Below are 25,702 nucleotides of genomic sequence, written 5' to 3'. Positions count from 1 at the left end.
AAATAAATCAAAATGAAAAAACTATTCTTCCTATTAATCATAAACATTCTTCCGGCTCAGCAAAGCTGGACTTTGAAACAGTGTCTTGATTATGCATCGGCTAATCATCCTTTGGTAAAGCAATCATCAGTCAATATCCAGAAAAATGACCGTCAGATCTCTGCTGCAAAAGGAATGTTGCTGCCATCGGTGTATGCAGGAGTGAGCCATAATTACAGCTTCGGTTCTACGATCGATCAGACTACCAATCAAAGGGGATCTCTTAATACACAATACGATCAGGTCTATGCACAAGCCGATTGGGAATTGATGAACTGGCGCAATTATCTCAATATTTCCCTGTCAAAAATCAATAAAGAAAGTTCGACTTTCAAAATGAAACAGGCACAGAATGAAGTAAAACTGAATGTCATCACCATGTTTTTCAATTATCAAAACAACAAAAGCTGGCTCGGTGTTTTGGAAACTCAAATATCAGGAATAGAAGATCAAATTAAGCGTACCGAGAAAGAAGTGGAGATTGGCAATCGTCCAAAAAGTGATGTCTATGATATCAAAGCCAATCTTGGAACTTTGCAGGAACAATGGGTAACGGCGAAGAATTCCCGGGATCTTTCAAAAATCAATTTACTGAATGCCTTAGCCATCACAAAAGATTCTCTGGATTTCAAAATGGAAGACGATGTGCTTGCAAGTTCCAATTTCAACGATGCCGATTTTGTTCAGAATCTTTTGGAGAAAAATCCCGCTTATCAATCCGTTCAAACAGAAATCAAAGCACATCAAAAAAACGTTGCTATTGCAAGATCGGCTTATCTCCCAACTTTGAACGGTTCTTACAACTGGTCAAGCTTTTACAGTAAAACTTTGGGCGAATCGGCCGATGCTTTCTCGGATCAGTTTAAAAGAAACAAAAATCAGCAGGTTGGATTTGGACTCAATATTCCGATTTTTAACAAGCTTCAGGTTAAAAACAATGTCGAAATTGCCAAACTGAATGTCATTAATTCCAATTATGACAAAGAGATCGTTATCAATGATTTGACTAAAAGCATCAATTCCATCAAAGCACAATTCCAGAATTCTGAAGAAAAATATACTTTACTGGTGGCAAATTTCGAAAATCAAAAACTCTCTTTTCAAAAATCCGAAGAGAAATATAAAGAAGGATTGATGGACGCTTACACATTTTTCGTAGTTCGAAATAACTGGCTTCAGGCAAATTATAATCTCATCAATAGTAAAAATGAAGTGATGCAGCAAACCGAATTACTGAAGGTTTTCGAATCAGGATTTTAGAATATTAATAACTCAATCTTTGGTGAGCGAAGCGTCTTTGCGAATGTAAAAACAGTTAGTAGTCAAAAAATCTTTGCGAACTTTGTGTTAAAATTTCGAATATTAAAATGAAAAAAACACTTGCTCTTTTCACGTTGGCAGTTTTTACGAATTCCTGCTCCGTTTCTTGCCAAAATCTCAAAACAAACCAAAGTCACGATTCGTGGAAAGCGGATTTTGTAACCTTTACAGGAAAAGAAAAAATTGATTTCGATTCAGAGAAAAATAAATTGGTTTATCTGAGTTCTGAGCTTCAAAACTCCGAAGGAAAATTATATTTGCTGAAAGACGGGAAAGAACTTCCGAATCAAAATAAAATCAATCATACCAAAATTGATTTGCAAAACCCTTCTCAGATTCAGATTATTGGTAAAAAAGCGAAAGGCTCTTTTGAATTGAAATATCCAATTTTTGACGTCAAAACAATTAAAGTCGTTTCCAACCAGAATTTCGAATTGCTGGCTCTGAGTTACCTTTTATTAAACCTCGAAGATTTTGAAAATATTCCGGATACTCAGACTTTTAAATCTGAAGATGGAAAAGAAACCAGGGTCAAAGATTTATATGCTTTGAACTTAAAAATCGGGCAGGAATTCAAATCCTATCAGAAATCTAAAAATCTTGAGATTATCAAAACATACTTTGACAGGAATTTCTATCTCCACTTTTCAAATTTCGTAATGGGTCTCGACAATTTTCCGAATGCAAAAGTGATCTCTGATAAACAGTTCTCCCACGAATTTTCGTCACTTTCTGATCAGGAAAAATTTGTAAAAACTTTCAATAATTTCTACAAAGAAGTTCATTTTGATGAGTTTCTTAAAAAATATCAGCCGTATTATCAGGAGATGATTTCCGAAGTTTCCAATCACACTCCGAAGGAAAATTTCATCATAGAAATGGAACATTTTTACAGCAAAAAAGTTGACAATTATGTTTTGTATCCAAGCCTTATGATGCCTTTCAGCCAGGGTTTTGCAGTAGGAAATAGTGATACGATTGGTAATGTTTTTGCCAGTTTTAATAAACCGGAAAATGTAAACGATACTTCCGGATTTGATCTAGGATTCAAAAATGATGTGTCGCTCAGAACCATTTGTATCCACGAATTTGGTCATTCTTTCGTAAATCCCGCTGTTGATAAAATAGATGAACAATTAATGGACTCAAAGGAATTTCTCTTCGAACCGATAAAAAATAAAATGTCGGAACAAGCCTACAACCAATGGAAAATCTGCCTTTACGAACATTTTGACAGAGCCGGCGAAGTCATCATTGCAAAACTAATTGGCGATTCTAAAAAAGCAGACGAAATACTGAATGATAATGTGAAAAACCGTTCATTCATCTATCTTCCTCAGATTATAAACCAGCTTGAATATTGGTATTATAACGAGTTTTTCAGCAAAACCTATGAACAGAAAGTCAGCGAAATAGTTGCCAATCTGCAAACCGTTTCCAACTAAAAATACATTATTATTTTCTCACGAATCCTTTCGAAGACTCATACTTCGGAGGGATTTTTCATTTTAATGCAGATTGAATATAAAAACAGCAGTTATCCTAAATTAAGCATTTGTCATTTAAACTTTGATAAGCGAAATCGAAGATTCGACGAAGTCAAGCGTCTTTGCAAATCTTAAAAATATTTTCAATCATTTCAAAAAAATCTTTGCGCACTTTGCGTTTCAAAACAACACTTTTAAATTCAGTCTTTTATAAGCAAAGCGTCTTTGTAAACCAAAATTATTTTCAATAAATTCAAAAAAACTTTGTGCACTTTGTGTTCAAATTCCCTCGTTTTTTCAATTTAAAAATCGCATTTTTGCAAGCCTTATTTCAGATCAACAAAAGGATTTGACCTCAAAGAAAATAAAATTACAGATGAAACTTTGTATAGCCGAAAAACCCAGCGTTGCCCGTGATATTGCCAAAGTTTTGGGAGCCAATAATCCCAAAAGCGGCTATATGGAAGGAAACGGCTATTGCGTCACGTGGACTTTCGGTCATCTTTGCACTTTGAAAGAACCGCAGGATTACGCACCACATTTCAAATCCTGGGATTTAATTTTCTTGCCCATTATTCCCAAACAATTCGGAATCAAACTTATTGACAATAATGGCGTTGAAAAGCAATTCAATACCATAGCAAAATTGGTTGAGGAATGTGATGAGGTCATTAATTGTGGTGATGCCGGGCAAGAAGGAGAATTGATTCAGCGTTGGGTATTGCAGAAAGCAAAATGCGACAAACCAATGAAGCGGTTGTGGATTTCGTCCTTGACGGAAGATTCCATCAAAGAAGGTTTTGAAAATCTGAAACCTGCGGAAGATTACAAAAACCTTTATCAGGCCGGAAATGCAAGAGCAATTGGCGATTGGCTTTTGGGAATCAACGCAACCAGATTATTCACCAAGAAATTTGGTGGAAACAAAGCTGTTTTGTCAATCGGACGCGTTCAAACGCCAACTTTGGCAATGCTCGTTCAGCGTCAAAAAGAAATCGATGCGTTTTCTCAGGAAGAATATTGGGAACTGAAAACCAAATACCGCGATGTCCTTTTCAGCGCATCAATCGATAGATTGAAGACTTTAGAAAAAGCAGAAAAAGGATTAGAATATCTCAAAAAAAATCAATTCGAAATCGTCTCTTTCGAAATTAAAGAAGGAAAAGAAAAAAATCCGAGATTATTCGATTTGACGGGACTTCAGGTGGAAGCGAATAAAAAATTTGGTTTCTCGGCGGAGCATACACTTAATTATATTCAAAGTCTTTACGAGAAAAAACACACGACTTATCCGAGAGTTGATACGACTTATTTATCAGAAAATCTTTATCCGAAAATTCCCGGAATTCTGAAAAGTATGACGATTTATTCAGATTTGATTTCGCCGTTACTTTCACAACCAATTATTCCGAAAACAAAAGCCGTTTTCGATGATACAAAAGTGACGGACCACCACGCCATAATTCCCACAGAAATCCCGCCTTCATCAAACCTGAGCCGTGAGGAAAAATTAATTTATGACCTCGTCGCAAAACGATTCATCGCCGTTTTCTACCCGGAATGTAAGATTTCAAATACTTTGGTTGAAGGACAGGTTGGGACGATTCCGTTCAAAGCTTCCGGAAAACAAATCCTTGAACCCGGCTGGCGAGCGGTTTATGCCAAAGACAAAAAGGATGAATCTGAAAAAGAAAATAAAGACGAGGAACAAACAATTCCGGAATTCGTATCCGGCGAAAAAGGCGACCACGCACCATTGATTCATCAAGGAAAAACCTCGCCACCAAAACCTTACACAGAAGCAACTTTGCTGAGAGCAATGGAAACCGCTGGGAAACAAGTGGAAGATGAGGAACTTCGCGAAATGCTTAAAAATAACGGCATCGGAAGACCTTCAACCCGAGCCAACATCATCGAAACTTTGTTCCGAAGAAAATACATCGAACGAAAAAAGAAAAATATTTTTGCCACCTCAATCGGAATAGAATTGATTGACACCATCGAAGATGAAGTTCTGAAAAGTCCCGAACTTACCGGAGAGTGGGAATCAAAACTTCGCAGAATTGAGAAAGGCGAGTACGAAGCCAACCAATTCAAAGACGAATTGATAGAAATGGTAACGGAACTCACGAGAAAAGTCATCAGCTCCAAAGGAAAAGTTATCAATTTTGAGGAAGAAAAACCAGCTACAAAAGAAAAAACACCGAGAGTAAAAACCGAAATCATCTGGACAGAAACCCAATGCCCGAAGTGTAAATCGAATAACTTGATGAAAGGAAAAGCTGCCATCGGCTGTTCGGATTTCAAAGCTTGTGGTTTCAAAGTTTCATTTGAAATATTAGGAAAAAAACTATCGGAAAAACAGCTTCAGGATTTGATTCTGAAAAGTAAAACTTCCAAACTGAAAGGTTTTACAGGAAATCAGGAAGAAGGAGTTTTATTAATGAATGAAGATTTTTCAATCTCATTAAAATAGAAAAAACCCTTTCAGCTTCAAACTCTGAAAGGGTTTTAAATTAACACCTTAATAGTCGTAAAAAATTACTTCACAACAATTGCTTTTTTCAGATTACTATCCACTTTATAATCTGTACTGTTATTTATTTTCACATTTTCGAAAACGATATTGTTGGCATTTTTCCCAACGATTCCTTTTTTACTTGTGATATTCACGTTTTTAAAATATAGATTCTCAATCAGTTTCTCTGGAAGTCCGCTGAAACTGAAAGCTGTTTCTGACGAAGAACAATTAATATTGCTCACAAAAAAATCGTGGAAATAAGGAACTTTTTCGCCCGTTTGTTGTGCTGCTTCACTTTCTTTGGTGCTTCCAACGGGTGCATCAGCATAAAATGTATCGAATAAAACAGCTTCTTTGATGATGTTCTTCATCTCGATATTTTCAATAAAGATTTGGCTCACGTCGCCGCCTCTTCCCGAATTACTTTTCACACGGATTCCAATATCTGTTCCATCAAAAGTACAATTGGTAACGTAGATATTTTTCATTCCGCCGTCTGTATTGCTTCCGATTACGAAACCGCCGTGGCCTTCATTTACAGTACATTCTGCGATGATAACGTTTTGCAGATTGGCTTCACCATTTTTCGGTGTTCCGCTGGATTTCATACAGATTCCGTCATCGCCGGCGTTCACTTTTGTGTTGTAAATGATGACGTTTTTCGACGCACTGATGTCGATTCCGTCGCCATTCTGAGCCCAGCTTGGATTGTAAACCGTTGTATTTCTGATGACAAGATTCGTAATTTGTTTTGGGTTAATGACAAATTTAGGTGAGTTTCGGAACGTTGGTCCGTCAATCAAAAGATTGGTTACTTTAGAAAGTGTAAACATCATCGGTCTTAAAAAATGATGAATTTGTTCGTACATTTCTATAGTTGCACCGGGCGTTTTTGTAATGACTTTTGCGAGTTCTTCGCCATTTTTTGCAGCAGCACTTGGCCACCAGATTTTTCCGTCGTCGCTAAGCGTACTTCCCGGTTTAGCCAACAATTCTTTCCATTGCGCATCCGTGGTTTTGAATTTCTTCACAGGTCTCCAGGCTTCACCTGCGCCGTCAAAAATCCCTTTTCCGGTGAAGGAAACGTCTTTCAAATTATTTCCCCAGAGTGGAGCTGTCACTTCGAATTTTCCAGGCGAGGATTCTCTGATTGGGAATTGCTTTACATCATTGCTGAATTGCACAATTGCACCTTCCTCCACGTGAAAATCAATTTTACTTTTCAGCTCGATGGGACCGGTTAACCAGGTTCCTGCCGGAACAACTAATCTTCCGCCACCGTTTGCTGCAATTGTTGTGATTGCCTTTTCGAAAGCTTTTGTATTCAATGTTTTCCCGTCGGCAACACCTCCAAAATCCTTGAAGTTGTAATCCTTTTGAGGAATCGTCGGCAAAACCATTTCACCGAATTTGAATGGTGCTTTCTGGATGTAATAATTGATGTCATTTTTCTGCGCAGAAATAAACGCTGCAAGAGAAAATGCAAGACCTATTAATAGTTTTTTCATTTTATAGTTGAATTATTCTTTTGATTGATTATAAATGTTTTAGTTAAAGTTCAGTCATAAAATATAATTTGGGCAGCTTAATCCGTCTTCCACTCCCAATCTTTTTTGCCTTTGCTTTTCCAGCCACAAAAAAGGATTTCCGTTCAAGCCGGGCTGCTGCAATTCGCTGTTCAGTAGCAAATTTAAATTATACTTAATACTTCTTACATTATACTTTGTACAATTTGATTTCAGGTAAAATTAAAAAAAATATCAACTTGCGCAATCGATTGCATAAAATAAATAGTCACATATTGGTAAAGTCTTATTAACGCTCATTAAATTAAAATTGGTTAAGTTCTTTTTAAACAAAAATTCCTTATTATTTGCTCAAATTTCTTTAATTTGCAATGCTAAAAATAATTTCAACAATGATTATTCAACCAAGAACAAGAGGATTTATATGTTTGACGGCGCATCCGGATGGAGCACTTCAAAGCGTAAAAAATCAAATAGAATATGTAAAGTCTAAAGGCGCCATCAAAAACGGACCAAAAAAAGTTTTGGTAATCGGCGCTTCCACAGGTTTTGGGCTTTCTTCCAGGATAACGGCGGCTTTCGGTTCCGATGCTGCAACAGTTGGTGTTTTCTTCGAAAAACCGGCGTCTGAAGGTAAAATGGGAACTGCAGGATGGTACAATTCTGCGGCTTTTGAAAAAGAAGCGCACGAAGCCGGACTTTACGCCAAAAGTATCAACGGTGATGCATTTTCTGACGAAATAAAGAAACAAACGATTGAATTAATCAAAAAAGACTTAGGTCAGGTTGATTTGGTGGTTTACAGTTTGGCTTCTCCAAGAAGAACGCATCCTAAAACCGGCGTTGCACATTCATCTGTTCTTAAACCGATTGGAAATTCTTACACCAACAAAACGGTTGATTTCCACACGGGCGTAGTTTCTGATGTTACGATTGCTCCGGTTGAAAATGAAGAAGATATTCCAAATACTGTTGCCGTAATGGGTGGTGAAGACTGGAAATTCTGGATAGAAGATTTGAAAGCGGCTGGCGTTTTAGCCGACGGTGTTCAAACGGTTGCTTATTCTTATATCGGTCCGGAATTGACTTTCCCAATCTACAGAAACGGAACCATCGGACAGGCGAAAAATGATCTTGAAGCAACTGTGACTGTTCTAAACGATTTATTGAAAGACCTTAACGGAAAATCTTACGTTTCTGTAAACAAAGCTTTGGTAACGCAATCCAGTTCAGCGATTCCTGTTGTTCCGTTATATATTTCTCTGCTTTATAAAGTGATGAAAGCGAAAGGAACTCATGAAGGAACAATCGAACAAATCCAAAGACTTTTTGCAGAGAGATTATATACTGAAGATGGAAATGTTGCTTTGGATGAAGCAGGCAGAATCAGAATCGATGATTTGGAAATGGCGGATGATGTGCAGGCAGAAGTTGACAGATTGTGGAAAGAAATCACCACTGAGAACCTTTCTGATATCAGCGACATCGCAGGTTACAGAAAAGAATTCTTCAACCTTTTCGGTTTCGAAGTTGACGGAATTGATTATGAGAAAGATGCTAACGAAAACGTACAAGTTCCAAGTATCGAAGCTTAGATTTTAGACTAAGAATAATAGACTGATAGATAATAGATTTTATTTAATCTTCACTATGAACAAAAACGGCTACTTTTTCAGTAGCCGTTTTTTATTGTTGGGATTTGATTTCTTTTAATTTTGCATCGTAATCATGCAACAGATTATGTTCCGGAGTCTGCTCTATGGCGTGCATTATTTTGTCCAGAATTTCGTTTGCCGATTCATTATCATAATCAATATCCAAAACCGGTTTGAACTCCATTGTTGGTTTTACACCCGTCACTTTTATCTTGAGGCCTTTTTTATCAAATGCTCTTCGGAAACCATTGATCTTGATAGGAATTACCGTTGGGCGTTGGTTTTTAATCAATTTTGCTGTTCCTTTTCTGCCTTGTGCATAAGCGGAAGTTGTCCCTTGCGGAAAAGTAATTACCCAGCCATTATCCAGGGCTTTCATAATATTTTCTATCTCACTGAGATCAACCATTCTATTGACATTTTTACCTTCGGCACGCCAGGTTCTTTTGACTGTGATTGCTCCGGCTATTTTAAAAATTCTTGCCAAAATTCCTTTATTCATCGTTTCTTCTGCTGCAACGTAATAGAAATCGACTTTTGGATTCAGAAGGTAAACCGGATTTTTTATCGTGTTGTGATAACCGTTATTCACAGCGCAAAAAGCGTGATACATTGCCGCAACATCTGCAAAGTAAGTCTGATGATTGGATACAAAAAGTACATTGCTGTCCGGCAAATCGGCGAGATTTTCTGTGCCAGTGATCTTCAGTTTATTAAAACCATTGAATCTCCTGTAGGAAACTATTCCCAGGATGAAGATGATCACCCGTTTCAGAATATATATATTTCCAAAAGAATCGGTAAAAATATTTTTTTTAGCCATTGATATTTAATTATAACTTACGGATCCGGTAATTATTGCAAAATTAGACATTTTTTAATAAGTTACTGAATTCACTTAAAATCATTGAAGTTGCTCCCCAGATAATGTATCCATTGAAGTCAATAACAGGAACTTCTGCACCGTTTGTAGATGGCAGAATCATATTTTTTGGCTGATCAGGAAGGTTTAATAACGATGAAATTGGAAATTCTATCAATTCTACAGCCTCACTTTCCTGAAGGAAAAATTTTGGATTTTTTTTGGTGTAAGAAATGAAAGAATGTACATAAAAATTACTTGGCGGAATATAAATTGGTGACATTTCGCGTATAATCCTTACATAATGTTCATCAATTCCTAATTCTTCAGACGTTTCTCTTTTTGCAGTATAAGAAAAGTCGGGATCTTCTTTTTCCCTTTTACCACCTGGCAAAGATATTTGTCCGCTGTGTCTGTCTTTTTCGTTTTGAGATCTTACAATCAATGGAAAGTGCCATTCATTATCTTTTAAATAAAGTAGAATATTAACAGCAGCAAATTTCGGATTCTTGGTCAGAATATCCTCATAACTGTAAACAGGACGATATGGCGGAGAATAGATTTTATGAGCATTCTCACCCAATAATTCTGCTTTTTTTATATCTCTGAGTAAATCTTTTCCGAAGGTCTGCATCTCCCAAAGATAAGGAAAAATTGGAAAATCTATTAAAGCAAACCAGCAAAAAAAATTAACTGATAAATAAAAAAAGTCGCAGAGATTGACTTTGCGACTTTTAAACAATTTCTAGTTCAAAGACTTTTGTACCTTTGCGTTATTTTTAATTTTTAAAGTGAAATCCCACGTCCTGCATAAAAATCAAGAACTTTGATGCTGAACAGGTAATTATATTTTGCCTGAGCTACAGACCCTTGCGCATTTGCATAATTATTTCTGGCAATTGTGACGTCATAGATAGTGGAGCGTCCTGCATCATAACTTTTCGTAGCAAAGTCCAATGCCAGTTTTGTACTTCTCTCGGCTTCCATTGCAGCAACATAAATTTCATAATTAGAATCTGCATTGAACTGCGCCTGCTGAATATCCTGTTTCAGCTGGAATTTCTGTTGCTCCAGGTTGTTTTTAGCAATCGATTCGTTGATCTTCGTTTGCTCAACCTGCAGTTTTGTAATTCCTTTATTAAAGATAGGAATATTTGCTGATAAGCTTAATTGCTGACCAAAATTATCACTGTATTGCTGTGTGAAGTTTCTTTCTGTTACCACAACAGGATTTCCGGCTGCATCCACACTATAGCCTAACGTATTTTTATTCAGAAGATTATTATAAAAGCTTCCGATTCCTGCGGATGCAGTTATCGTTGGATAAAAATTGGTTCTAACAACTTCTGTCTGCGCTTCTGCTGCTTTTATTCTGGTTTCTGCAGCTTTGATAACGGGTTGAGAACCATAAGCAATATTGAGAACTTCGTCCACCGTTTCTGTTTGAGGCATCAATTCATCCGGAACAGGAATGTCCACCACATCAAAAGTTTTATAATCCTGAAGCTGAAGAAGCTGTGCCATTGCAAACAACGCTTTATCAACATTGATCTGAGCTGTTTTTACATTCTGTTTTTCCCGTGCAAGAGAGGCTGTTGCTTCTGCCAAAACGGTTTGCGCAGTTGTCCCGACATCGGTTGTGATCTTAGCACGATCGTAGAGTTTCTGTGCATTTTCCATAGCACTTTCAGAGATTTTTTTGATCTCTCTGTTCAGCATCACGCTCAGATATTGTTGTGCAATTTGTAATGCAATATTATTTTTAATCGTTTCGATATCCTGCAAACTTGCATCAACATCAAAACCTGTTTTGCGAATGGTTTTTTCTAATCTTCCGTTGTTGTAAACCAAGACACTTGCCCCGACATTTGCGCCATTATAATAACTGTCATTTCGGATACTGCTGGTTCCTACCAATGTTTGTCCGAAATTGGCATTGTTGGAAATAGTTCCGGAAACAGATGGTAAATACTCTCTTTTTGCCATTTCCAGATTTTTTGCCTGTACATCTTTGTTATAAGCCTGCGCCTGTACCTGCAGATTATTTTTAATTGCATAATCCACACATTCCTGAATCGTCCATTTTTTCTGAGAAAACCCCAAAACCCCAATAGACAAAAGCGAAATACAAAAAACTTTTTTAAGCATAAAAGAAAAATTATATACAATAAGACATCGGAAATGTTAAAATGTTACGAATCAAATTAAATTTTTTTACAAATTCTGCTGGACTTAAATAAAAACAAAATATTTCATCACAGCTGTAACAATTGCATATTAACATTTACTTATATGTAAAATCCAGACAATGTCTCATCCCATTCTGAAAATAGAAGATATCAACAAATCGTACGATACCGGCAAGAGCAAACTCCACGTTCTGAAAGGAATCAACCTGAATATCAATGAAGGCGAGTTTGTTTCTATTATGGGAAGTTCGGGTTCCGGGAAATCTACTTTGCTTAATATCATCGGGATCCTGGATGAAGCAGATAATGGCGTTTACGAACTGGATGGCGTTCCTATCAAACATCTTACGGAAGTAAAAGCTGCGGAATACAGAAGCCGTTTCCTGGGCTTTATTTTTCAGTCTTTTAATTTGATTAATTATAAAACAGCTTTGGATAATGTCGCTTTGCCTTTATATTATCAAAATGTTTCCCGAAAAGAAAGAACAAAACGTGCCGAAGAATATCTGGAAAAAGTAGGACTTCTGGCTTGGGCAAATCACCTTCCAAGTGAACTTTCCGGAGGACAGAAACAAAGAATTGCTATTGCAAGAGCTTTGATAACAGATCCAAAATTAATCCTGGCAGATGAGCCAACCGGAGCTTTGGATTCGAAGACCACACACGATATTATGAAACTGCTTCAGGATATTAATAAAGAAGGAAAAACAATCGTTGTTGTAACACACGAACCAGATGTTGCGGCACAAACGAAAAGAAATGTAATCCTGAAAGACGGATTGATTGAAAGCGATGAGTTCATCAATCAAATTATTTTATAAATAAAAATATTAAAAGGCTTCGGGAGCCTCAGCCTGACAAAAAGCTAACAACTATAAACCATCAATCAACAACCAAATTATGTTTGACTTAGACCGCTGGCAAGAAATATTCAGTTCCATTCGCAGTAATGTATTGCGGACGGTACTTTCCGGGTTTACAGTGGCTTTGGGATTGTTCATCTTTATCGTGTTGTTCGGGATTGGAAATGGTCTTAATAATTCATTTGCGAAAGCTTTTACAAGAGATGCAACCAATCTGATTATGCTTTTCGGTGGCAAAACGACGCTTCCTTATGCAGGATTACAATCGGACAGAAGCATTACTTTTAACAATGATGATTTTGATGCAATCGTCAAAGAAAGTGAAGGCAAACTAGAATATGCCTCACCAAGATATACCACCAATTTAACCGTAAAATATGGTAAGGAAAGTGGCGGTTATCAGATCAACGGTGTTTTGGGAGACGAAAAATTCCTCGAAAACAGAACAATGATCGATGGACGTTATATTAATGAAAGAGATAATGAGCTCAAGCAAAATGTCGCATCAATTGGTAGAATGGTTTGGCGCGATCTGATCCGTGATGGCAACCCGATTGGGAAAGATCTGGAAATCAACGGGACGATGTTCAAAGTTGTTGGTGTTTTCTCTGATCCCGGCGGCGATTGGGATGAAAGACATATTTCTATTCCGCTTTCTACACTTCAACAGATGAAGAAAAGTTCGGATACCATTAGTACGGTGATGTTATCTTACAATCCCAATATGACACCGGAAGAGGCGATAAAATACGGAGACAAACTGGAAAAAGACGTCAAAGCAAGACATAAAATCTCACCGGAAGATCAGCAGGGAATCAGAATCAATAATAATGCAAAAAACACGCAGGACTCTTTCGCAATTTTGTTTGCCATTACTTTTGTTGTAGGTGTAATCGGGCTCGGGACATTGTTGGCAGGCATTATCGGGATCAGTAATATTATGGTTTATATCGTAAAAGAAAGAACCAAAGAAATTGGGGTGAGAAAAGCAATTGGCGCAAAACCCAGAGAAATTGTAGCACTTATTCTACAGGAAAGTATTGTGATTACAGTTATTTCAGGATTTGTAGGCGTTGGTCTTGGAGTATTGGCTTTGAAATTAATTGGAAACAATCTGGAAGATTTTTTTATACTGAGTCCCTCCGTAGGCTGGGGTTCGATTGTAGCCGCTTTTTTCTGTTTAATTTTATCCGGAGCCATTGCGGGATTTGTACCAGCCTACAGAGCATCGAGAATAAAACCAATCGAAGCATTAAGATCTGATTAGGAGGGTTTTAGGAGTAGATAAAAATGTTAACATTTAGCAATTATCATTTATTAATCATAACCAAATGAATATACTTTTCAAAAGAGATACCTGGCAAGAGATTTATTATTCCCTCCGGAATAATAAGCTAAGGACTTTCCTGACGATGATAGGCGTTGGATGGGGTATGTTTTTGTATGTGAGTTTGTTAGGAGCTGCCAATGGATTGGAGAATAAATTTAATAAATTATTCTCTGGTTTTGCAACCAACTCTATCTTTCTGTGGCCACAAAATACCAATATTCCTTATGAGGGATTTGCAAAAGGCAGAAAAATGGATCTTCGTCTGAAAGATATTGATCTTTTACAGAAAAAAGTCCCACAAATCGATTATATATCACCTCAAAGTGCAAGAGGAAATTTCGGAAATCCCGGCGAGCAAATATCAAGAAACGGACAGAAAAATACCTATACAATTACGGGCGATTTTCCCGTTGGGAATAAGATTTCTAAGAAAAAATTATTGTTCGGAAGATATATTAATGATGCTGATATTCAATCCAAAAAGAATGTGATCGTTATAGGAGAGGAGATTTACAAAAACCTTTTTGATGCCAAGAAAAATGAAAACCCGATTGGGAAATCAGTCAATCTGAAAGGTGTTTTTTTTAAAGTAATAGGTGTTTTTCGTGTAGGAAAAATGGGGGGGATGGAGAATGATCAATCGGCGTATATTCCGTTTTCTACCTATTCTGGGATGTACAACGAGGGAGATAAAGTCGGTTTTTTTGCGATTGTAGGAAAGCCTGATTCCGAGGCTGAAGTTGTAGAAAACAAAGTGAAGGATGAACTGAAAAAAATAAATCACGTTTCGCCGGAAGATACCAATGCTTTTGGAAGTTTCAATCTCGCTAAAGAATTTAAAAAAATAACAGGATTTCTTACGGGAATGCAATTGCTGACAATCATTGTCGGAACATTGACGATTTTGGCAGGAGTAATTGCCATTTCTAATATTTTATTAATCACCGTAAAAGAAAGAACAAAAGAAATCGGAATTAGAAGAGCTTTGGGCGCAAAACCTGCCGAAGTGAGGAATCAGATCTTATTGGAAAGTGTTGTGATTACTTTGTCATCTGGATTATTGGGGTTTTTATTTGGGATTTTTCTGCTCATTATCCTCAATATTCTCTCGATGAATAATGACTCATTCCCTATTGACAATCCGACGGTAGATTACGGAAATGTGTTTTCTGCAATGGGAATTATGGTTTTTTTAGGTCTAATGATCGGAATGATACCTGCCCAAAGAGCGGTGAAAATACGGCCAATTGAAGCACTTAGAACAGAATAAACTTAAAAATAAAACAAACTATATTTCTATATAATGGAAAAGAAGAAATTTACATTCAAAAAAGCATTATCCATATTTTTGGGCTTGCTGTTCGTGGCAGCTTTGGTTGGCGGAATCGGGTATCTCATCAAATCCAATTCTAAGGAAAATGAGGTTTTTCTTACCAGAAAAGCAACAATCCAGAATCTGGATGACAAAGTGATGGCTACCGGAAAAATCGAACCCCGTGAAGAGATCGAGATCAAACCAAACATTTCCGGAATCATCCAAACCATTAACGTGGACGAAGGTGATAAAGTTACTGCCGGACAATTGATTGCAACTATCAGAATTGTCCCGAATGTAACGGATGTTAACAGTGCAACAATGCAGATCAACAATGCTCAGATTCAGCTTACAAATGCTAAAATAAATGTTGACAACCAGCGGAAGCAATACGAGATGCAGGCGAAGCTGTACAAACAAGGTGTGATCTCTAAACAGGAATATATCACGGCAGAGCAACAGTTGCAAACAACTATTCAGCAGCAGAAACTGGCTGTTCAAAGTTTGAATGCGGCTCAGAAACAGTTGCAGATCGTAAGAACCGGTGCAACGCCTGAACTTCAAAGTATGGCCACCACGCAGATCCGTGCAAAAGCGGCAGGAACGGTTTTGACAATTCCTGTAAAAGTGGGCAGCCAGGTAATCGAGGCTAATGCTTTCAACGCAGGAACCACAATCTGTTCAATTGCAGATCTTAACTCATTGATCTTCAAAGGTGATATTGATGAAGCACAAGCCGGAAAACTAAAACAGGGGATGGATATGAATGTGGTAATCGGCGCTTTGCAGAATAAAACTTTCCCGGGAAAATTAACACTAATTGCTCCAAAAGGAACAGAAGAAAGCGGAACAATAAAATTCGCTGTAGAAGGTGATGTTTACAATAAAACAGGAGAATATATCCGCGCCGGATTCAGTGCAAATGGAGAAATATTATTAAGTTCTAAGAAAAATGCCTTACTTTTGGATGAGTCGCTTGTTCAATACGAAAAAGCATCCGGAGGTAAAGATAAAGCCTTTGTAGAAGTAAAACAGCCAAACGGCAGCTTCAAAAAAGTGTATGTAAAGTTGGGATCCAGTGACGGAATCAATGTTCAGATTCTTTCCGGAATCGATAAAAATGCGGAAGTTAAAGTCTGGAATCCTTCTGACAAAGATAAAGAAGAACTGAAAGACAAAAAGAAATAGACCTTTAAATTATAATTGTTAAAAAGATCCGTCACGTTTTCATAACGTGACGGATTTTTTTGATTAAGATTTACCATTTACCATAGAAAGAATTGATGTCAAAATAATAAGAAACATCAGAGCCGTCGCTTTTTTTGAGATGCAGGACATCATACATTTTTCCTTTATATTCTGATAAGGACTGACTTCCCATTTGGCATCCTTCACAATGTTCTTTCACATATTTGTATTCATCAGCAACACTTTTTACTTTGATGGCCTTTTCGTAAGATGATCCGTCTTTTGTAGAATTGCCTACTTTTGCAGAAGCCTTTCGGGTGTCAATAAATTCATAGGATTCTTTATTCATGCCGATACTTATATTGACAGATTTGAATTTGATCTGGTTTTTGTCTAAGACTTGATAAGTGTAAATATCTGTCAGCCCGGATTCTGAATGTGCTTCATAGAATTTGCCATCCTGGATCCACCAGTTTCCTGTTTCTATGGTTTTATTTGTTTCTCCGTCTTTGGTAAATGTGAAATCCAGAACAAAAGTTCCGTCATTATTTCTTGTCATTACCCATTCTTTTTTCATTCCTTCTATTTGATTGTCAGTCTCGGAGCCAGTCCATTCGCCGGCTAATCTACTGTCAATCTGTTTTCCGTTTGATAAAGTTGAGATTGTATTTCCGCAAGAAATTAAAATGATGCTGCAAAAGATGATAGCAATGTAATTGGTTATTAGTTTCATTTTTTTGTTTTAAAAATAAAAAATTATATCGAACTGAAAAAAAATCCTGCAAAATTAATTGCAGGATTTTCAAACATTATATTTTCAAGATTACATTGGAGGCATTTGATCATCACCACCGCTATCATTGGCATTGATGTCTTTTTTCTTTTTAGGCTGTTCCACTTTGTCTCCTTGTTTGAATCTGTAAGTTAAAGATAAAGAAAACTGTCTTGGATTCCATTGCATATACATATCTCTGGCATAGTTTGCTCCGTAGTTGATGGCCTGTCTTGCTCTTGTGTTAAAGATATCCTGAATGTTGAACGCTAAAGTTCCGTTTCCGTTCCAGATCGTTTTTGTAGCACCAAGATTGAAGAAATAGGTTGATTTCTGGTTGACACTGGCATTTTTTTGCCCGCCTCTGTAATTGGATTGTACCTGAACACTGAATGTTTTATCGAATCTGAAAGTATTGGCAAGTCTTGCTCTGGAAGAGAAACCGCTACCATTATAAGATTGTACAAGCACATTATTAACATATAGGTCTCCTGTCGTGTTATAACCGAAGAGATCGATATTTCCCATGATTTTCCACCATGCAAATGGGTCATAAGTGCCATTGAAATCCAATCCGTAACGGTCTTCGCTGCCAACATTATTAGGGCCTAAAGTGAATGATCCTGGATCTGTAAGGCTTTGGATGATTCCAAACTGAATATTGTTTTTCTCTTTTCTGTAATATAACGTAGGATTCAGGGTAACCTTGCTCTTTGACAAGTTATATCCTAACTCAAATGAATCGATATAGGACGGGTTAAGATCAGGATTTCCCTGGAAAACGTTTCTCACATCATTAGGTGATGAGATTGGAATAAGAAAAAAGATCTTGGCCTGTCAATTCTTCGGGAATAGTTTAATAAGATCTGATTGTTTTTTGCGATATCATAGCTTAAGAAAACACTTGGGAATAGATTATTATAATTTTTCTTTTTGCTGGTAATGATTCCTGTATCCAAATTTGTGTTCAGAGGATCTCTGTACGGATAATTGAAACTGATATCAGACATTTCGTCTCTCAGACCAAGCTGGTAAGCAAAAGCACCGATTTTACTTTTGAACTGCACATAAAATGCATTGAAAGTTTCCGTATATTTGGCAAGACCAGTAAAATTTCCCAATATAGTTGGAGGAGTATTCAGGTCTTTTCGGTTTTGCGCAAAGAAATCATAATCATTGTCATTATGATCCAATTTGTATCCGGCATTGAAAGTCGAATTTTCGCCAATCGGCAATTCATAATCCAGTTTTCCGACCAGAGATTTGTTTTCTGTTACTGTTTTAGTATTTGTAAGGGAAGTAAATGCGTTATTCAACGTTTCTGTAATATCGGAATTACCGCTGGACTGATTACTCTGTAAACTTAATGATAGTGAGATGTTTTGACCTTTATCATCGAATTTGTGATCTATTCCAAAATCTCCCTGCATCCCTGTATTGGTATTCCTCCCCACAGCATTTCGGCTGGTAAAATCAATAGTTCCATTTCGGTAATTATTGATATAATTAATCGGATTATCTGTGTCGTTTTCAAACGTCCTGATAGTTCCGCTCAGATTAATGGATGTCTTTGGCGATATATCATAAACCACGCCGCCTGTAGCATTGTAATTGTTGGACTTTGTTTTATTTATACTATTCTGATAAATAGAAAGATAGTCTCCGGAATCATAAGTTGTAGTAGATCTGTTTGTATTTTTGTTTTCCTGATAACCCCCGCCGCCATTCAGAAACCAGCTCCAGTTTCCTTTTTTCCAGCTAAGATTGGTGTTTAGGTTTGTTTTTGGAAGGTAACCTAATGTTCCAATCACACTTCCGTTAAAACCAAGCTTGGTTGTTTTCTTCAAAATGATATTAAGAATACCGGCAGTTCCGGAAGCATCATATTTTGCAGAAGGATTTGTAATAACTTCTATTCTGTCGATTTGATCTGCAGGGATTGCCTGTAAAGCATTGGCACCGTCATCAATTCCAAGTAAAGCAGATGGTTTTCCATTGATCAGAAATCTCACATTGGAACTTCCTCTCATAGAAACCGTTCCGTCTGTATCTACAGAAACTGATGGTACATTTTGCAAAACATCCTGTAAGTTTCCACCGACTGCTGTAAGATCACTTTTTACATCATACGTTTTCTTATCAAGTTCTACCTTATATGGTTTTGTAGAAGCTGCGGTAATCACAACGCCTTGGATATCGGTTGTGTTGGTGAGGTTTGCTTTGCCGTCGGAAACGATTACAAATGGTGCAATAGCTCCGGCTTTGGTGATAGCAACTGTCTTTGAGAATTTTTTGTAATCCACTGCCTCGATGCTGACATCATAATTTCCGGGTACAAGATCAATCTTATAGTTTCCATCTACATCTGCTAATACCGCATCACTCAACTGTGCATTTTGTGTATTTTTAAAAGTAATAGAAGAATAGCCGATTCCGCCATTTGCGTCTTTTACATTACCCGTTACATTTACTTTCTGCTGAGCCATTACAAAGCTGGCAGCTCCTATGGTTAAGGCCAAACCAAAAGCTCTCTTTTGAAATACACTTACAATTTCCGTTCGTCTCATTCTTAATTTATTTTTGAGCAGTTGCTCTTTTTATTTTATTTCTTTTTTATTCAGCCAGTCCTGGTATGCTTTTGCATTTATGGCGTGTTCCGCATCATTATCAGTGAATTTATGATAACCAAATCTCGCAGGATCAGCGCACATAAAGATGTAATTATTCTTTTCCGCATCCAGAACAGCATTGAGGGAATTCTTGTCCACGATACAAATTGGTCCCGGCGGGATTCCTTTATTCGCATAAGTATTATAAGGTGAAGGTGTCTTCAGATCTTTATAGTAAACCCTTTTAATGACTTTCTGATAATTACTAGCTTGCTTAACAGCATAGATTACGGTTGGGTCACTTTGCAGTTTCATTCCTTTCTTATATCGATTGATGTAAAGTCCTGCGATGGTCTTTTGCTCATCGGGTTTTCCGCCGGATTCTTTGTAAACGATTGAAGCCAAAGCATAAATCTGATCTCTGCTAAGTCCGGATTGCTTTTCTTTTTCAACTTTTTCCGCAGTCCAGAAGTTTTTATACTCATTATCGAATTTCTCGAAGAATTCTTTCGGGGTTACTGTCCAAAAGAAATCATAAGTATTATTAAAGAAATATTTCTTCAGATCTTCAGCATTTTTATAGCCTTTGCTGACAGCAATTTCATTAAGTTTCTGAGTAAATTGTGTAGAATCAATTTCTGTTTTCTTAGAAACTCTTCCGATCATCTGATAGACATCGTCAAAGTCTTTGATTCTGAAAGAATTCGGAGTTTGATTCCCGGCAATGATCATATTGACGATCTCGCGGTTGTTCATTCCGGATTTCAGTTCATATCGACCTGGCTTGAAATTTCCACTTAGATTTTTATCTTCTGCAATAGTTGTGAAATAGTCTTTGTTCTTAATGTGCGGAGAAATCGAATCTAAAATCTGCTGAGGTTTCGCACTATGTGGAATCAACACAAATCCTTCTTTTTCTACATTATTTCCGACATATTTATTATAAAGTCTAATCCCGAAAAATCCCAGAATTACAATGATGACAGCAAAAATGATAAGAATTAATTTTTTCATAACTTAAAATAAATCAGATTTCTATAAATTAATCTCTCCTTTAAAAACCTGAATAGCCGGACCTTCTAACCAAATATTTTTGAAACCTTCTCCATTTTTATCGGCATAAACTTTTAAGTTTCCACCCATCACCTTGATTCCAACAAACGTTTGATTATTGTTTTTCATAAAAGTTAAAGCTGCAGCGGTAACTCCTGTTCCACAACTGTACGTTTCATCTTCCACACCCCGTTCATAAGTTCTTACAAAAAGTTCTTTTGCGGACAATACTTCCACGAAATTCACATTGATTCCTTCTTTCTTATAAGTTTCAGAATTTCGTATTTCGTTACCGTTTTTGTAAACATTATAATCTTTTAACATTTCGACATACTTGATATAATGTGGCGAACCAGTGTTGAGAACAAAATCGTTTCCATCTTTATCAATGGTTTTCACATCACCCATTTTTAACTTAATGATACCATTTTTGATTTCCGCTTCATGGATTCCGTCGATGGCGGTAAAGGTTGTTTTATCTTCAATAATGTCCAGAAAATGAGCGAACGCAACTGAACAACGAGCGCCGTTTCCACAGAAACTTTTGGAACCGTCAGAATTATAATAATCTACCTCAAAATCTACATCTTTTGCAGAATTGATTTTAATTAACCCGTCTGCACCAATCCCAAATCTGCGGTCGCAAAGCTTTTGTATTTTTTCGATAGAAAGATCGTCCCATTCTCCTAAACGGTTGTCAATCATTACAAAATCGTTTCCTGTTCCCTGATATTTATAAAATTTCATTTATTATTCTGATTGTTAGTTAATTAATTTGTTTTTTCTTTGCAAAAATCAAGCCCGTAAAATTACTTATTTTAAAAACAATCCTATCTTGACAAATGTTATTTAAATTGAATCTAAAATGCCAGGAAATTATAGTGTTTCACAATTTTTCGATATCATTTTTTTTAATTATTATAACTATCTTTGATCATCGAAATAATGAAAGAAGATCAGTTATTAGCACTTATTATAAAAGCCAGAGACAAAGATCAAAAGGCTCAGACACAACTCATTAATTCTTTTTGGGTGGATGTCTTTTCTTTTGTGATGAATAAAGTAAAGGACGAAAATGATGCGGATGAAATCACAGTCTCGGTATTTTCAAAAGTCCTCAATAAGTTGGACCTTTTCGATCCCAGTTTTCAGTTCAAAACCTGGATTCTTACGATCGCACAAAATACAATCATCGATTTCTGGAGGAAAAGAAGCCGCGAAAACGAAGATCCGAACGCTAATTTGCAGGACGTTAAAAACGAGTTTGCAAGATCGCCTGAAGAATTATTGATCTCCGAAGAAGACCAGCAAAAGATCATCAAGATCATAGAAACGATGGACGGCAAAAATCAGGATATTATCCGCCTTAGGTTTTTTGAGGAAAAAAGCATCAAAGAAATAGCAGAAGAGCTCAATCTTTCTGTTGCCAATACAAAAGTGAGAATCATGCGCGCCAAAAAAATCCTGGCCGAATTATTAAAGAACAACGAGTTTGATGAAAGTTAAAAGATTATAAATAAACTTCCTCTTTTGTTTTCGGAAGTATAATTTTTCTCTGTTTCTTCTGATTTCTGTTTTGCAGATTTATTTTCAATCCTTTTTTAATGTAAGTTTCGTGTTTGGATTTACCATATTCAGCGGTATTTTCTACTTCTTTTGTGTAAGTAAGTTTCCCTGTAGAAAGATTAAAGTCAACTTCTGTAATATAATCTCCGGGTCTCCCACCTTCCGAAGAGTATCCAATTAATTCAAAATGACCGTTCTGAAATCGGTATTTATCTGTAACACCCCATTTCCAGCTGCTTCCGCCATAATGTTGAATGATAAGAATACCGTTTTCAATGATTGTGCTTTGGTAAGGATCGCCCATCATGCCGCCGGCGCTGCTTTCCAAAATGGCACTCCAGGATTTTTCTAAGATTTTCCACTTGCCGTTTACTTTTTTAAGAATCTGAATTTCACGGATATTGCCCATATCTGTCGTGTCCTTTGTATTATAGATGATGACTTTCTCGGAGATTTTGTCGTTGTCCAGATCACCATCAACAGATTCTATGACTGTTGAACCTGCCGGTTGGAATTCTTTCTGGGCAAAAGAAAAATGGCTTAGAATAAGAGTCAATAAACAAATTATAGCTTTCATAAGAAATTATTGGACTTTAAATTTACGGAATTATGCGTTTCATCAATGTCAGTCTTCGACTGTTTCGATAAAAAAATCCTTAACTTTGGAGTCAATTTTAGAAATAGATGGAGGATTTAGTTCAACAAGATACAGCCATTCAAAAACCCAAATGGATTCGCGTAAAATTACCGACTGGTAAAAACTACCGCGAACTGAGACATTTGGTAGATAAATATAAGCTCAATACCATCTGCCAAAGCGGAAGCTGCCCGAATATGGGCGAATGCTGGGGCGAAGGAACGGCAACATTTATGATTCTCGGAAATATCTGCACAAGAAGCTGTGGATTTTGTGGTGTGAAAACCGGAAAACCTTTGGACGTGAATTGGGACGAGCCAGAAAAAGTAGCGCGTTCTATCAAATTAATGAAAATCAAACACGCAGTTTTGACATCTGTCGATCGTGATGATTTGAAAGATATGGGTTCAATCCTTTGGGGCGAAACAGTAAATGCCGTTCGCAGAATTTCCCCGGGAACTACGATGGAAACTTTGATTCCCGATTTCCAAGGTATTACAAAACACCTTGACAGAATGATAGAAGTGGCACCGGAAGTGATTTCTCACAATATGGAAACCGTAAAACGTCTTACAAGAGAAGTTCGAATTCAGGCTAAATATGAAAGAAGCCTTGAAGTTTTGAGATATCTGAAAGAAGCCGGACAAAACCGGACAAAAACTGGTGTGATGCTAGGGTTGGGAGAAACAAAAGATGAGGTTTTCCAAACGATCGAGGATATCAGAAATGCAAATGTGGATGTGATTACTTTAGGACAATACCTTCAGCCGACCAAAAAACATCTTCCGGTGAAAAGCTTTATCACGCCGGAGCAGTTTGATGAATATGGTGACTTTGCCAGAAATTTAGGTTTCCGTCACGTAGAAAGTTCACCTTTGGTTCGAAGTTCTTATCACGCTGAGAAGCACATTCATTAAGATTTCGATTCAATTTAAAAATAAAAAAGACTCCTAAAGGGAGTCTTTTACTTTTTGTTCTGTGGGTTGTATATTTTCTGTTTTGTTCATATTTTCCACTTGTTGTGGGATGAACATCATGTAAGCGAAATATCCTAAAAGGAATAAAGCAACTACAACTATAATTGCAATCATTGGTCCTTTGTTAGTTTCGCTGTCTGGTTTTGGAATGTCGGATCTCATATTTATAAGTTTATTTTTTAATTGTCATATGCAATCGTTGAGCGATTTCATAGTTTTATTTTATAAGAAGTCTATTGCAAAATTAATGCCTGATTATTATTTGAATATTTTTTAGAATAATAATTTATTTTCTGTAAAAATTAGAAGGGTTTAATTTCAAATATATATGGTTTTTAAAATTAAGCCCATATATTTGCAGGGTTAAAATCTGAATTATGAAAATCGAAAAACGCTGGATCATTTCCTTTGTAATCATAAGCATCATTTCAATTGCTGCACTTTTTTGGCCGGAACAGACTTCATTGCCTTTACCGGGAACTTTTCTTGGCGAAGAAAACATTGTAGGAGCAGATGTTGCTTGGATCCTGGCATCTTCCGGTTTGGTTTTGTTAATGACACCCGGACTTTCTTTTTTCTATGGCGGAATGGTCGGGAAAAAGAATATGATTTCCACAATGCTGCAGAGTTTTATCGCTTTGGGTGTGATTAGTATTGTCTGGGTAGTCGTTGGATTTAGTTTATCCTTTGGCGAACCATTGGGAATTACAATTAATGGTGTGCATTATGGATTGATAGGTAATCCAACTACATATTTATTTTTCAACAATGTTGGCGTTTTGCCGCATAGCAAAATGGCTTCCACGATTCCGTTTGTATTGTTTGCCTTATTTCAAATGAAATTTGCAGTCATCACTCCAGCTTTGATTACGGGTTCTTTTGCAGAACGAGTCAGATTTATTTCCTACTTATTATTTATGGTGCTGTTCAGCCTTTTGATTTATACACCACTTTGTCACATGGTCTGGCATCCGGATGGTTTGTTGAATAAATATTTTGGAGTCAAGGATTTTGCCGGTGGAACAGTGGTCCATATGAGCGCAGGTTTCGCAGCTTTGGCTGGCGCAATGATGATCGGAAAAAGAAAAAATCCGCACCACGAACCTTCAAATATTCCATTTGTGATTTTAGGAACAGGAATGCTTTGGTTTGGCTGGTTTGGTTTCAATGCTGGTTCAGCTTTAGCAGCTAATGCAACAGCAGCGATGGCTTTCGGAACTACGACGGTTGCATCTGCAACAGCAATGTTGTCCTGGATATTTTTTGATAGAGTTAATGGGAGAAAAGTTTCTGCTTTGGGCGCTTGTATCGGAGCAGTCGTAGGTTTGGTGGCGATTACGCCGGCTGCAGGTTTTGTGACGCTTCCTCACGCTATTTTTATAGGATTTATTTCTGCCATTGTTTCTAATTTGATGTGCAACTGGAAACGACTGAAAAAAGTGGACGATACTTTAGATGTTTTCGCTTGTCACGGCGTTGGCGGAATTATGGGAATGATTTTGACAGCAATTTTGGCTCAAGGCGAGAATGCAAGTCTTCTTCACGGCGGTTTCGAAGTTTTTGCACATCATATGATGGCTTTGGTATTGGTTTCCGCATTTACATTTTTAGGATCATTGATTTTATATAAAGTTACAGACATGATCATCCCATTAAGAGTTGCCGAAGATTCCGAAAACATCGGTTTGGATCTTTCGCAGCACGATGAGAGTCACGCATAATGATGCAGTAATGCATATTTGATTTTGATATGAAGAAAACCTCACTTTTTTTATAAGTGGGGTTTTTATATT

20 protein-coding genes and 1 pseudogene are annotated in these 25,702 nt (G+C 36.9%); 11 read left to right on the top strand and 10 right to left on the bottom strand.

What is annotated here, in order from left to right:
* The first annotated feature begins 12 nt into the window (after positions 1–12).
* The 3 genes from ACFJGY_RS15295 to ACFJGY_RS15285 all read left to right on the top strand — a co-directional run bounded on the left by ACFJGY_RS15295 (position 13) and on the right by ACFJGY_RS15285 (position 5,322).
* On the top strand, positions 13–1,299 hold the full coding sequence (locus ACFJGY_RS15295; protein ID WP_379965537.1) for a TolC family protein: 1,287 nt from the start codon (positions 13–15) through the stop codon (positions 1,297–1,299).
* A 107-nt stretch (positions 1,300–1,406) separates the two neighbouring features.
* Complete coding sequence (locus ACFJGY_RS15290) at positions 1,407–2,804, top strand: DUF4932 domain-containing protein (protein WP_379965534.1); 1,398 nt, start codon at positions 1,407–1,409, stop codon at positions 2,802–2,804.
* A gap of 418 nt (positions 2,805–3,222) precedes the next feature.
* Positions 3,223–5,322 (top strand): DNA topoisomerase 3, encoded by a 2,100-nt coding sequence (locus ACFJGY_RS15285; protein ID WP_379965531.1) that lies wholly within the window; start codon positions 3,223–3,225, stop codon positions 5,320–5,322.
* Between the two features lie 65 nt (positions 5,323–5,387).
* Here ACFJGY_RS15285 and ACFJGY_RS15280 read toward each other — a convergent pair whose 3' ends face one another.
* Positions 5,388–6,875: a glycoside hydrolase family 28 protein gene (locus tag ACFJGY_RS15280; protein ID WP_379965528.1), complete on the bottom strand. Its 1,488-nt coding sequence runs from the start codon at positions 6,873–6,875 to the stop codon at positions 5,388–5,390.
* A 410-nt stretch (positions 6,876–7,285) separates the two neighbouring features.
* Between ACFJGY_RS15280 and fabV the strand changes: the two genes are divergently transcribed.
* Positions 7,286–8,488, top strand: coding sequence for an enoyl-ACP reductase FabV (fabV, locus tag ACFJGY_RS15275; RefSeq protein ID WP_379965525.1), 1,203 nt, complete (start codon positions 7,286–7,288; stop codon positions 8,486–8,488).
* Positions 8,489–8,579: 91 nt separating this feature from the next.
* Here fabV and ACFJGY_RS15270 read toward each other — a convergent pair whose 3' ends face one another.
* The 3 genes from ACFJGY_RS15270 to ACFJGY_RS15260 all read right to left on the bottom strand — a co-directional run bounded on the left by ACFJGY_RS15270 (position 8,580) and on the right by ACFJGY_RS15260 (position 11,558).
* Complete coding sequence (locus tag ACFJGY_RS15270; protein WP_379965522.1) at positions 8,580–9,371, bottom strand: lysophospholipid acyltransferase family protein; 792 nt, start codon at positions 9,369–9,371, stop codon at positions 8,580–8,582.
* Positions 9,372–9,414: 43 nt separating this feature from the next.
* Positions 9,415–10,044, bottom strand: a complete 630-nt coding sequence (locus tag ACFJGY_RS15265; protein WP_379965519.1) for an NUDIX hydrolase — start codon at positions 10,042–10,044, stop codon at positions 9,415–9,417.
* A gap of 152 nt (positions 10,045–10,196) precedes the next feature.
* Positions 10,197–11,558: a TolC family protein gene (locus ACFJGY_RS15260; protein ID WP_379965516.1), complete on the bottom strand. Its 1,362-nt coding sequence runs from the start codon at positions 11,556–11,558 to the stop codon at positions 10,197–10,199.
* Between the two features lie 172 nt (positions 11,559–11,730).
* On the opposite strand from ACFJGY_RS15260, the gene ACFJGY_RS15255 reads away from it, so the two are divergent.
* The 4 genes from ACFJGY_RS15255 (at position 11,731) to ACFJGY_RS15240 (ending at position 16,295) form a co-directional block, all read left to right on the top strand.
* Entirely contained in the window at positions 11,731–12,420 is a 690-nt protein-coding gene (locus ACFJGY_RS15255; protein ID WP_379970211.1) for an ABC transporter ATP-binding protein, read from the top strand.
* A gap of 79 nt (positions 12,421–12,499) precedes the next feature.
* Complete coding sequence (locus ACFJGY_RS15250; RefSeq protein ID WP_379965513.1) at positions 12,500–13,729, top strand: ABC transporter permease; 1,230 nt, start codon at positions 12,500–12,502, stop codon at positions 13,727–13,729.
* Between the two features lie 64 nt (positions 13,730–13,793).
* Positions 13,794–15,062 carry an ABC transporter permease gene (locus ACFJGY_RS15245; protein WP_379965510.1) on the top strand — a complete coding sequence of 423 codons (1,269 nt, stop codon included), beginning with the start codon at positions 13,794–13,796 and terminating at the stop codon, positions 15,060–15,062.
* A 33-nt stretch (positions 15,063–15,095) separates the two neighbouring features.
* Positions 15,096–16,295: an efflux RND transporter periplasmic adaptor subunit gene (locus ACFJGY_RS15240; protein WP_379965507.1), complete on the top strand. Its 1,200-nt coding sequence runs from the start codon at positions 15,096–15,098 to the stop codon at positions 16,293–16,295.
* Between the two features lie 70 nt (positions 16,296–16,365).
* Here the strand turns inward: ACFJGY_RS15240 and ACFJGY_RS15235 are convergent, their stop codons facing one another.
* From ACFJGY_RS15235 to dapF, 4 genes and pseudogenes are all read right to left on the bottom strand, one after another.
* Positions 16,366–17,028, bottom strand: a complete 663-nt coding sequence (locus ACFJGY_RS15235) for a hypothetical protein (protein ID WP_379965504.1) — start codon at positions 17,026–17,028, stop codon at positions 16,366–16,368.
* Positions 17,029–17,118: 90 nt separating this feature from the next.
* A pseudogene (locus ACFJGY_RS15230) lies at positions 17,119–19,553 on the bottom strand (TonB-dependent receptor domain-containing protein).
* A gap of 111 nt (positions 19,554–19,664) precedes the next feature.
* A complete protein-coding gene (gene mltG, locus ACFJGY_RS15225; protein ID WP_379965501.1) occupies positions 19,665–20,690 on the bottom strand; it encodes an endolytic transglycosylase MltG in 1,026 nt (341 codons plus the stop codon).
* Positions 20,691–20,711: 21 nt separating this feature from the next.
* Complete coding sequence (dapF, locus tag ACFJGY_RS15220) at positions 20,712–21,476, bottom strand: diaminopimelate epimerase (RefSeq protein WP_379965498.1); 765 nt, start codon at positions 21,474–21,476, stop codon at positions 20,712–20,714.
* Positions 21,477–21,674: 198 nt separating this feature from the next.
* On the opposite strand from dapF, the gene ACFJGY_RS15215 reads away from it, so the two are divergent.
* Positions 21,675–22,235: an RNA polymerase sigma factor gene (locus tag ACFJGY_RS15215; protein ID WP_379965495.1), complete on the top strand. Its 561-nt coding sequence runs from the start codon at positions 21,675–21,677 to the stop codon at positions 22,233–22,235.
* Positions 22,236–22,239: 4 nt separating this feature from the next.
* On the opposite strand, the gene ACFJGY_RS15210 is transcribed toward ACFJGY_RS15215, so the two are convergent.
* The gene (locus ACFJGY_RS15210; RefSeq protein ID WP_379965492.1) at positions 22,240–22,872 is read right to left on the bottom strand and encodes a hypothetical protein; all 633 of its coding nucleotides are present in this window, start codon (positions 22,870–22,872) and stop codon (positions 22,240–22,242) included.
* 107 nt (positions 22,873–22,979) lie between these two features.
* On the opposite strand from ACFJGY_RS15210, the gene lipA reads away from it, so the two are divergent.
* The gene (lipA, locus tag ACFJGY_RS15205) at positions 22,980–23,849 is read left to right on the top strand and encodes a lipoyl synthase (protein ID WP_379965489.1); all 870 of its coding nucleotides are present in this window, start codon (positions 22,980–22,982) and stop codon (positions 23,847–23,849) included.
* Between the two features lie 33 nt (positions 23,850–23,882).
* Here lipA and ACFJGY_RS15200 read toward each other — a convergent pair whose 3' ends face one another.
* A complete protein-coding gene (locus ACFJGY_RS15200; RefSeq protein ID WP_379965486.1) occupies positions 23,883–24,071 on the bottom strand; it encodes a hypothetical protein in 189 nt (62 codons plus the stop codon).
* Between the two features lie 215 nt (positions 24,072–24,286).
* On the opposite strand from ACFJGY_RS15200, the gene ACFJGY_RS15195 reads away from it, so the two are divergent.
* Positions 24,287–25,630, top strand: coding sequence for an ammonium transporter (locus ACFJGY_RS15195; protein WP_379965483.1), 1,344 nt, complete (start codon positions 24,287–24,289; stop codon positions 25,628–25,630).
* Positions 25,631–25,702: the final 72 nt, after the last annotated feature.

The sequence above is a fragment of the Epilithonimonas sp. UC225_85 genome, from assembly GCF_042695135.1.
Lineage (GTDB): Bacteria > Bacteroidota > Bacteroidia > Flavobacteriales > Weeksellaceae > Epilithonimonas.
The sequence above is the reverse complement of the archived record's forward strand: the minus strand, read 5'-3'. Positions and strand labels throughout refer to the sequence as shown.

What these genes read in the sequence shown, in the direction of transcription:
- ACFJGY_RS15295 (WP_379965537.1), top strand. Translation starts at nt 13, where the DNA reads ATGAAAAAACTATTCTTCCTATTAATCATAAACATTCTTCCGGCTCAG.
- ACFJGY_RS15290 (WP_379965534.1), top strand. Translation starts at nt 1,407, where the DNA reads ATGAAAAAAACACTTGCTCTTTTCACGTTGGCAGTTTTTACGAATTCC.
- ACFJGY_RS15285 (WP_379965531.1), top strand. Translation starts at nt 3,223, where the DNA reads ATGAAACTTTGTATAGCCGAAAAACCCAGCGTTGCCCGTGATATTGCC.
- ACFJGY_RS15280 (WP_379965528.1), bottom strand. Translation starts at nt 6,875, where the DNA reads ATGAAAAAACTATTAATAGGTCTTGCATTTTCTCTTGCAGCGTTTATT.
- fabV (WP_379965525.1), top strand. Translation starts at nt 7,286, where the DNA reads ATGATTATTCAACCAAGAACAAGAGGATTTATATGTTTGACGGCGCAT.
- ACFJGY_RS15270 (WP_379965522.1), bottom strand. Translation starts at nt 9,371, where the DNA reads ATGGCTAAAAAAAATATTTTTACCGATTCTTTTGGAAATATATATATT.
- ACFJGY_RS15265 (WP_379965519.1), bottom strand. Translation starts at nt 10,044, where the DNA reads ATGCAGACCTTCGGAAAAGATTTACTCAGAGATATAAAAAAAGCAGAA.
- ACFJGY_RS15260 (WP_379965516.1), bottom strand. Translation starts at nt 11,558, where the DNA reads ATGCTTAAAAAAGTTTTTTGTATTTCGCTTTTGTCTATTGGGGTTTTG.
- ACFJGY_RS15250 (WP_379965513.1), top strand. Translation starts at nt 12,500, where the DNA reads ATGTTTGACTTAGACCGCTGGCAAGAAATATTCAGTTCCATTCGCAGT.
- ACFJGY_RS15245 (WP_379965510.1), top strand. Translation starts at nt 13,794, where the DNA reads ATGAATATACTTTTCAAAAGAGATACCTGGCAAGAGATTTATTATTCC.
- ACFJGY_RS15240 (WP_379965507.1), top strand. Translation starts at nt 15,096, where the DNA reads ATGGAAAAGAAGAAATTTACATTCAAAAAAGCATTATCCATATTTTTG.
- ACFJGY_RS15235 (WP_379965504.1), bottom strand. Translation starts at nt 17,028, where the DNA reads ATGAAACTAATAACCAATTACATTGCTATCATCTTTTGCAGCATCATT.
- mltG (WP_379965501.1), bottom strand. Translation starts at nt 20,690, where the DNA reads ATGAAAAAATTAATTCTTATCATTTTTGCTGTCATCATTGTAATTCTG.
- dapF (WP_379965498.1), bottom strand. Translation starts at nt 21,476, where the DNA reads ATGAAATTTTATAAATATCAGGGAACAGGAAACGATTTTGTAATGATT.
- ACFJGY_RS15215 (WP_379965495.1), top strand. Translation starts at nt 21,675, where the DNA reads ATGAAAGAAGATCAGTTATTAGCACTTATTATAAAAGCCAGAGACAAA.
- ACFJGY_RS15210 (WP_379965492.1), bottom strand. Translation starts at nt 22,872, where the DNA reads ATGAAAGCTATAATTTGTTTATTGACTCTTATTCTAAGCCATTTTTCT.
- lipA (WP_379965489.1), top strand. Translation starts at nt 22,980, where the DNA reads ATGGAGGATTTAGTTCAACAAGATACAGCCATTCAAAAACCCAAATGG.
- ACFJGY_RS15200 (WP_379965486.1), bottom strand. Translation starts at nt 24,071, where the DNA reads ATGAGATCCGACATTCCAAAACCAGACAGCGAAACTAACAAAGGACCA.
- ACFJGY_RS15195 (WP_379965483.1), top strand. Translation starts at nt 24,287, where the DNA reads ATGAAAATCGAAAAACGCTGGATCATTTCCTTTGTAATCATAAGCATC.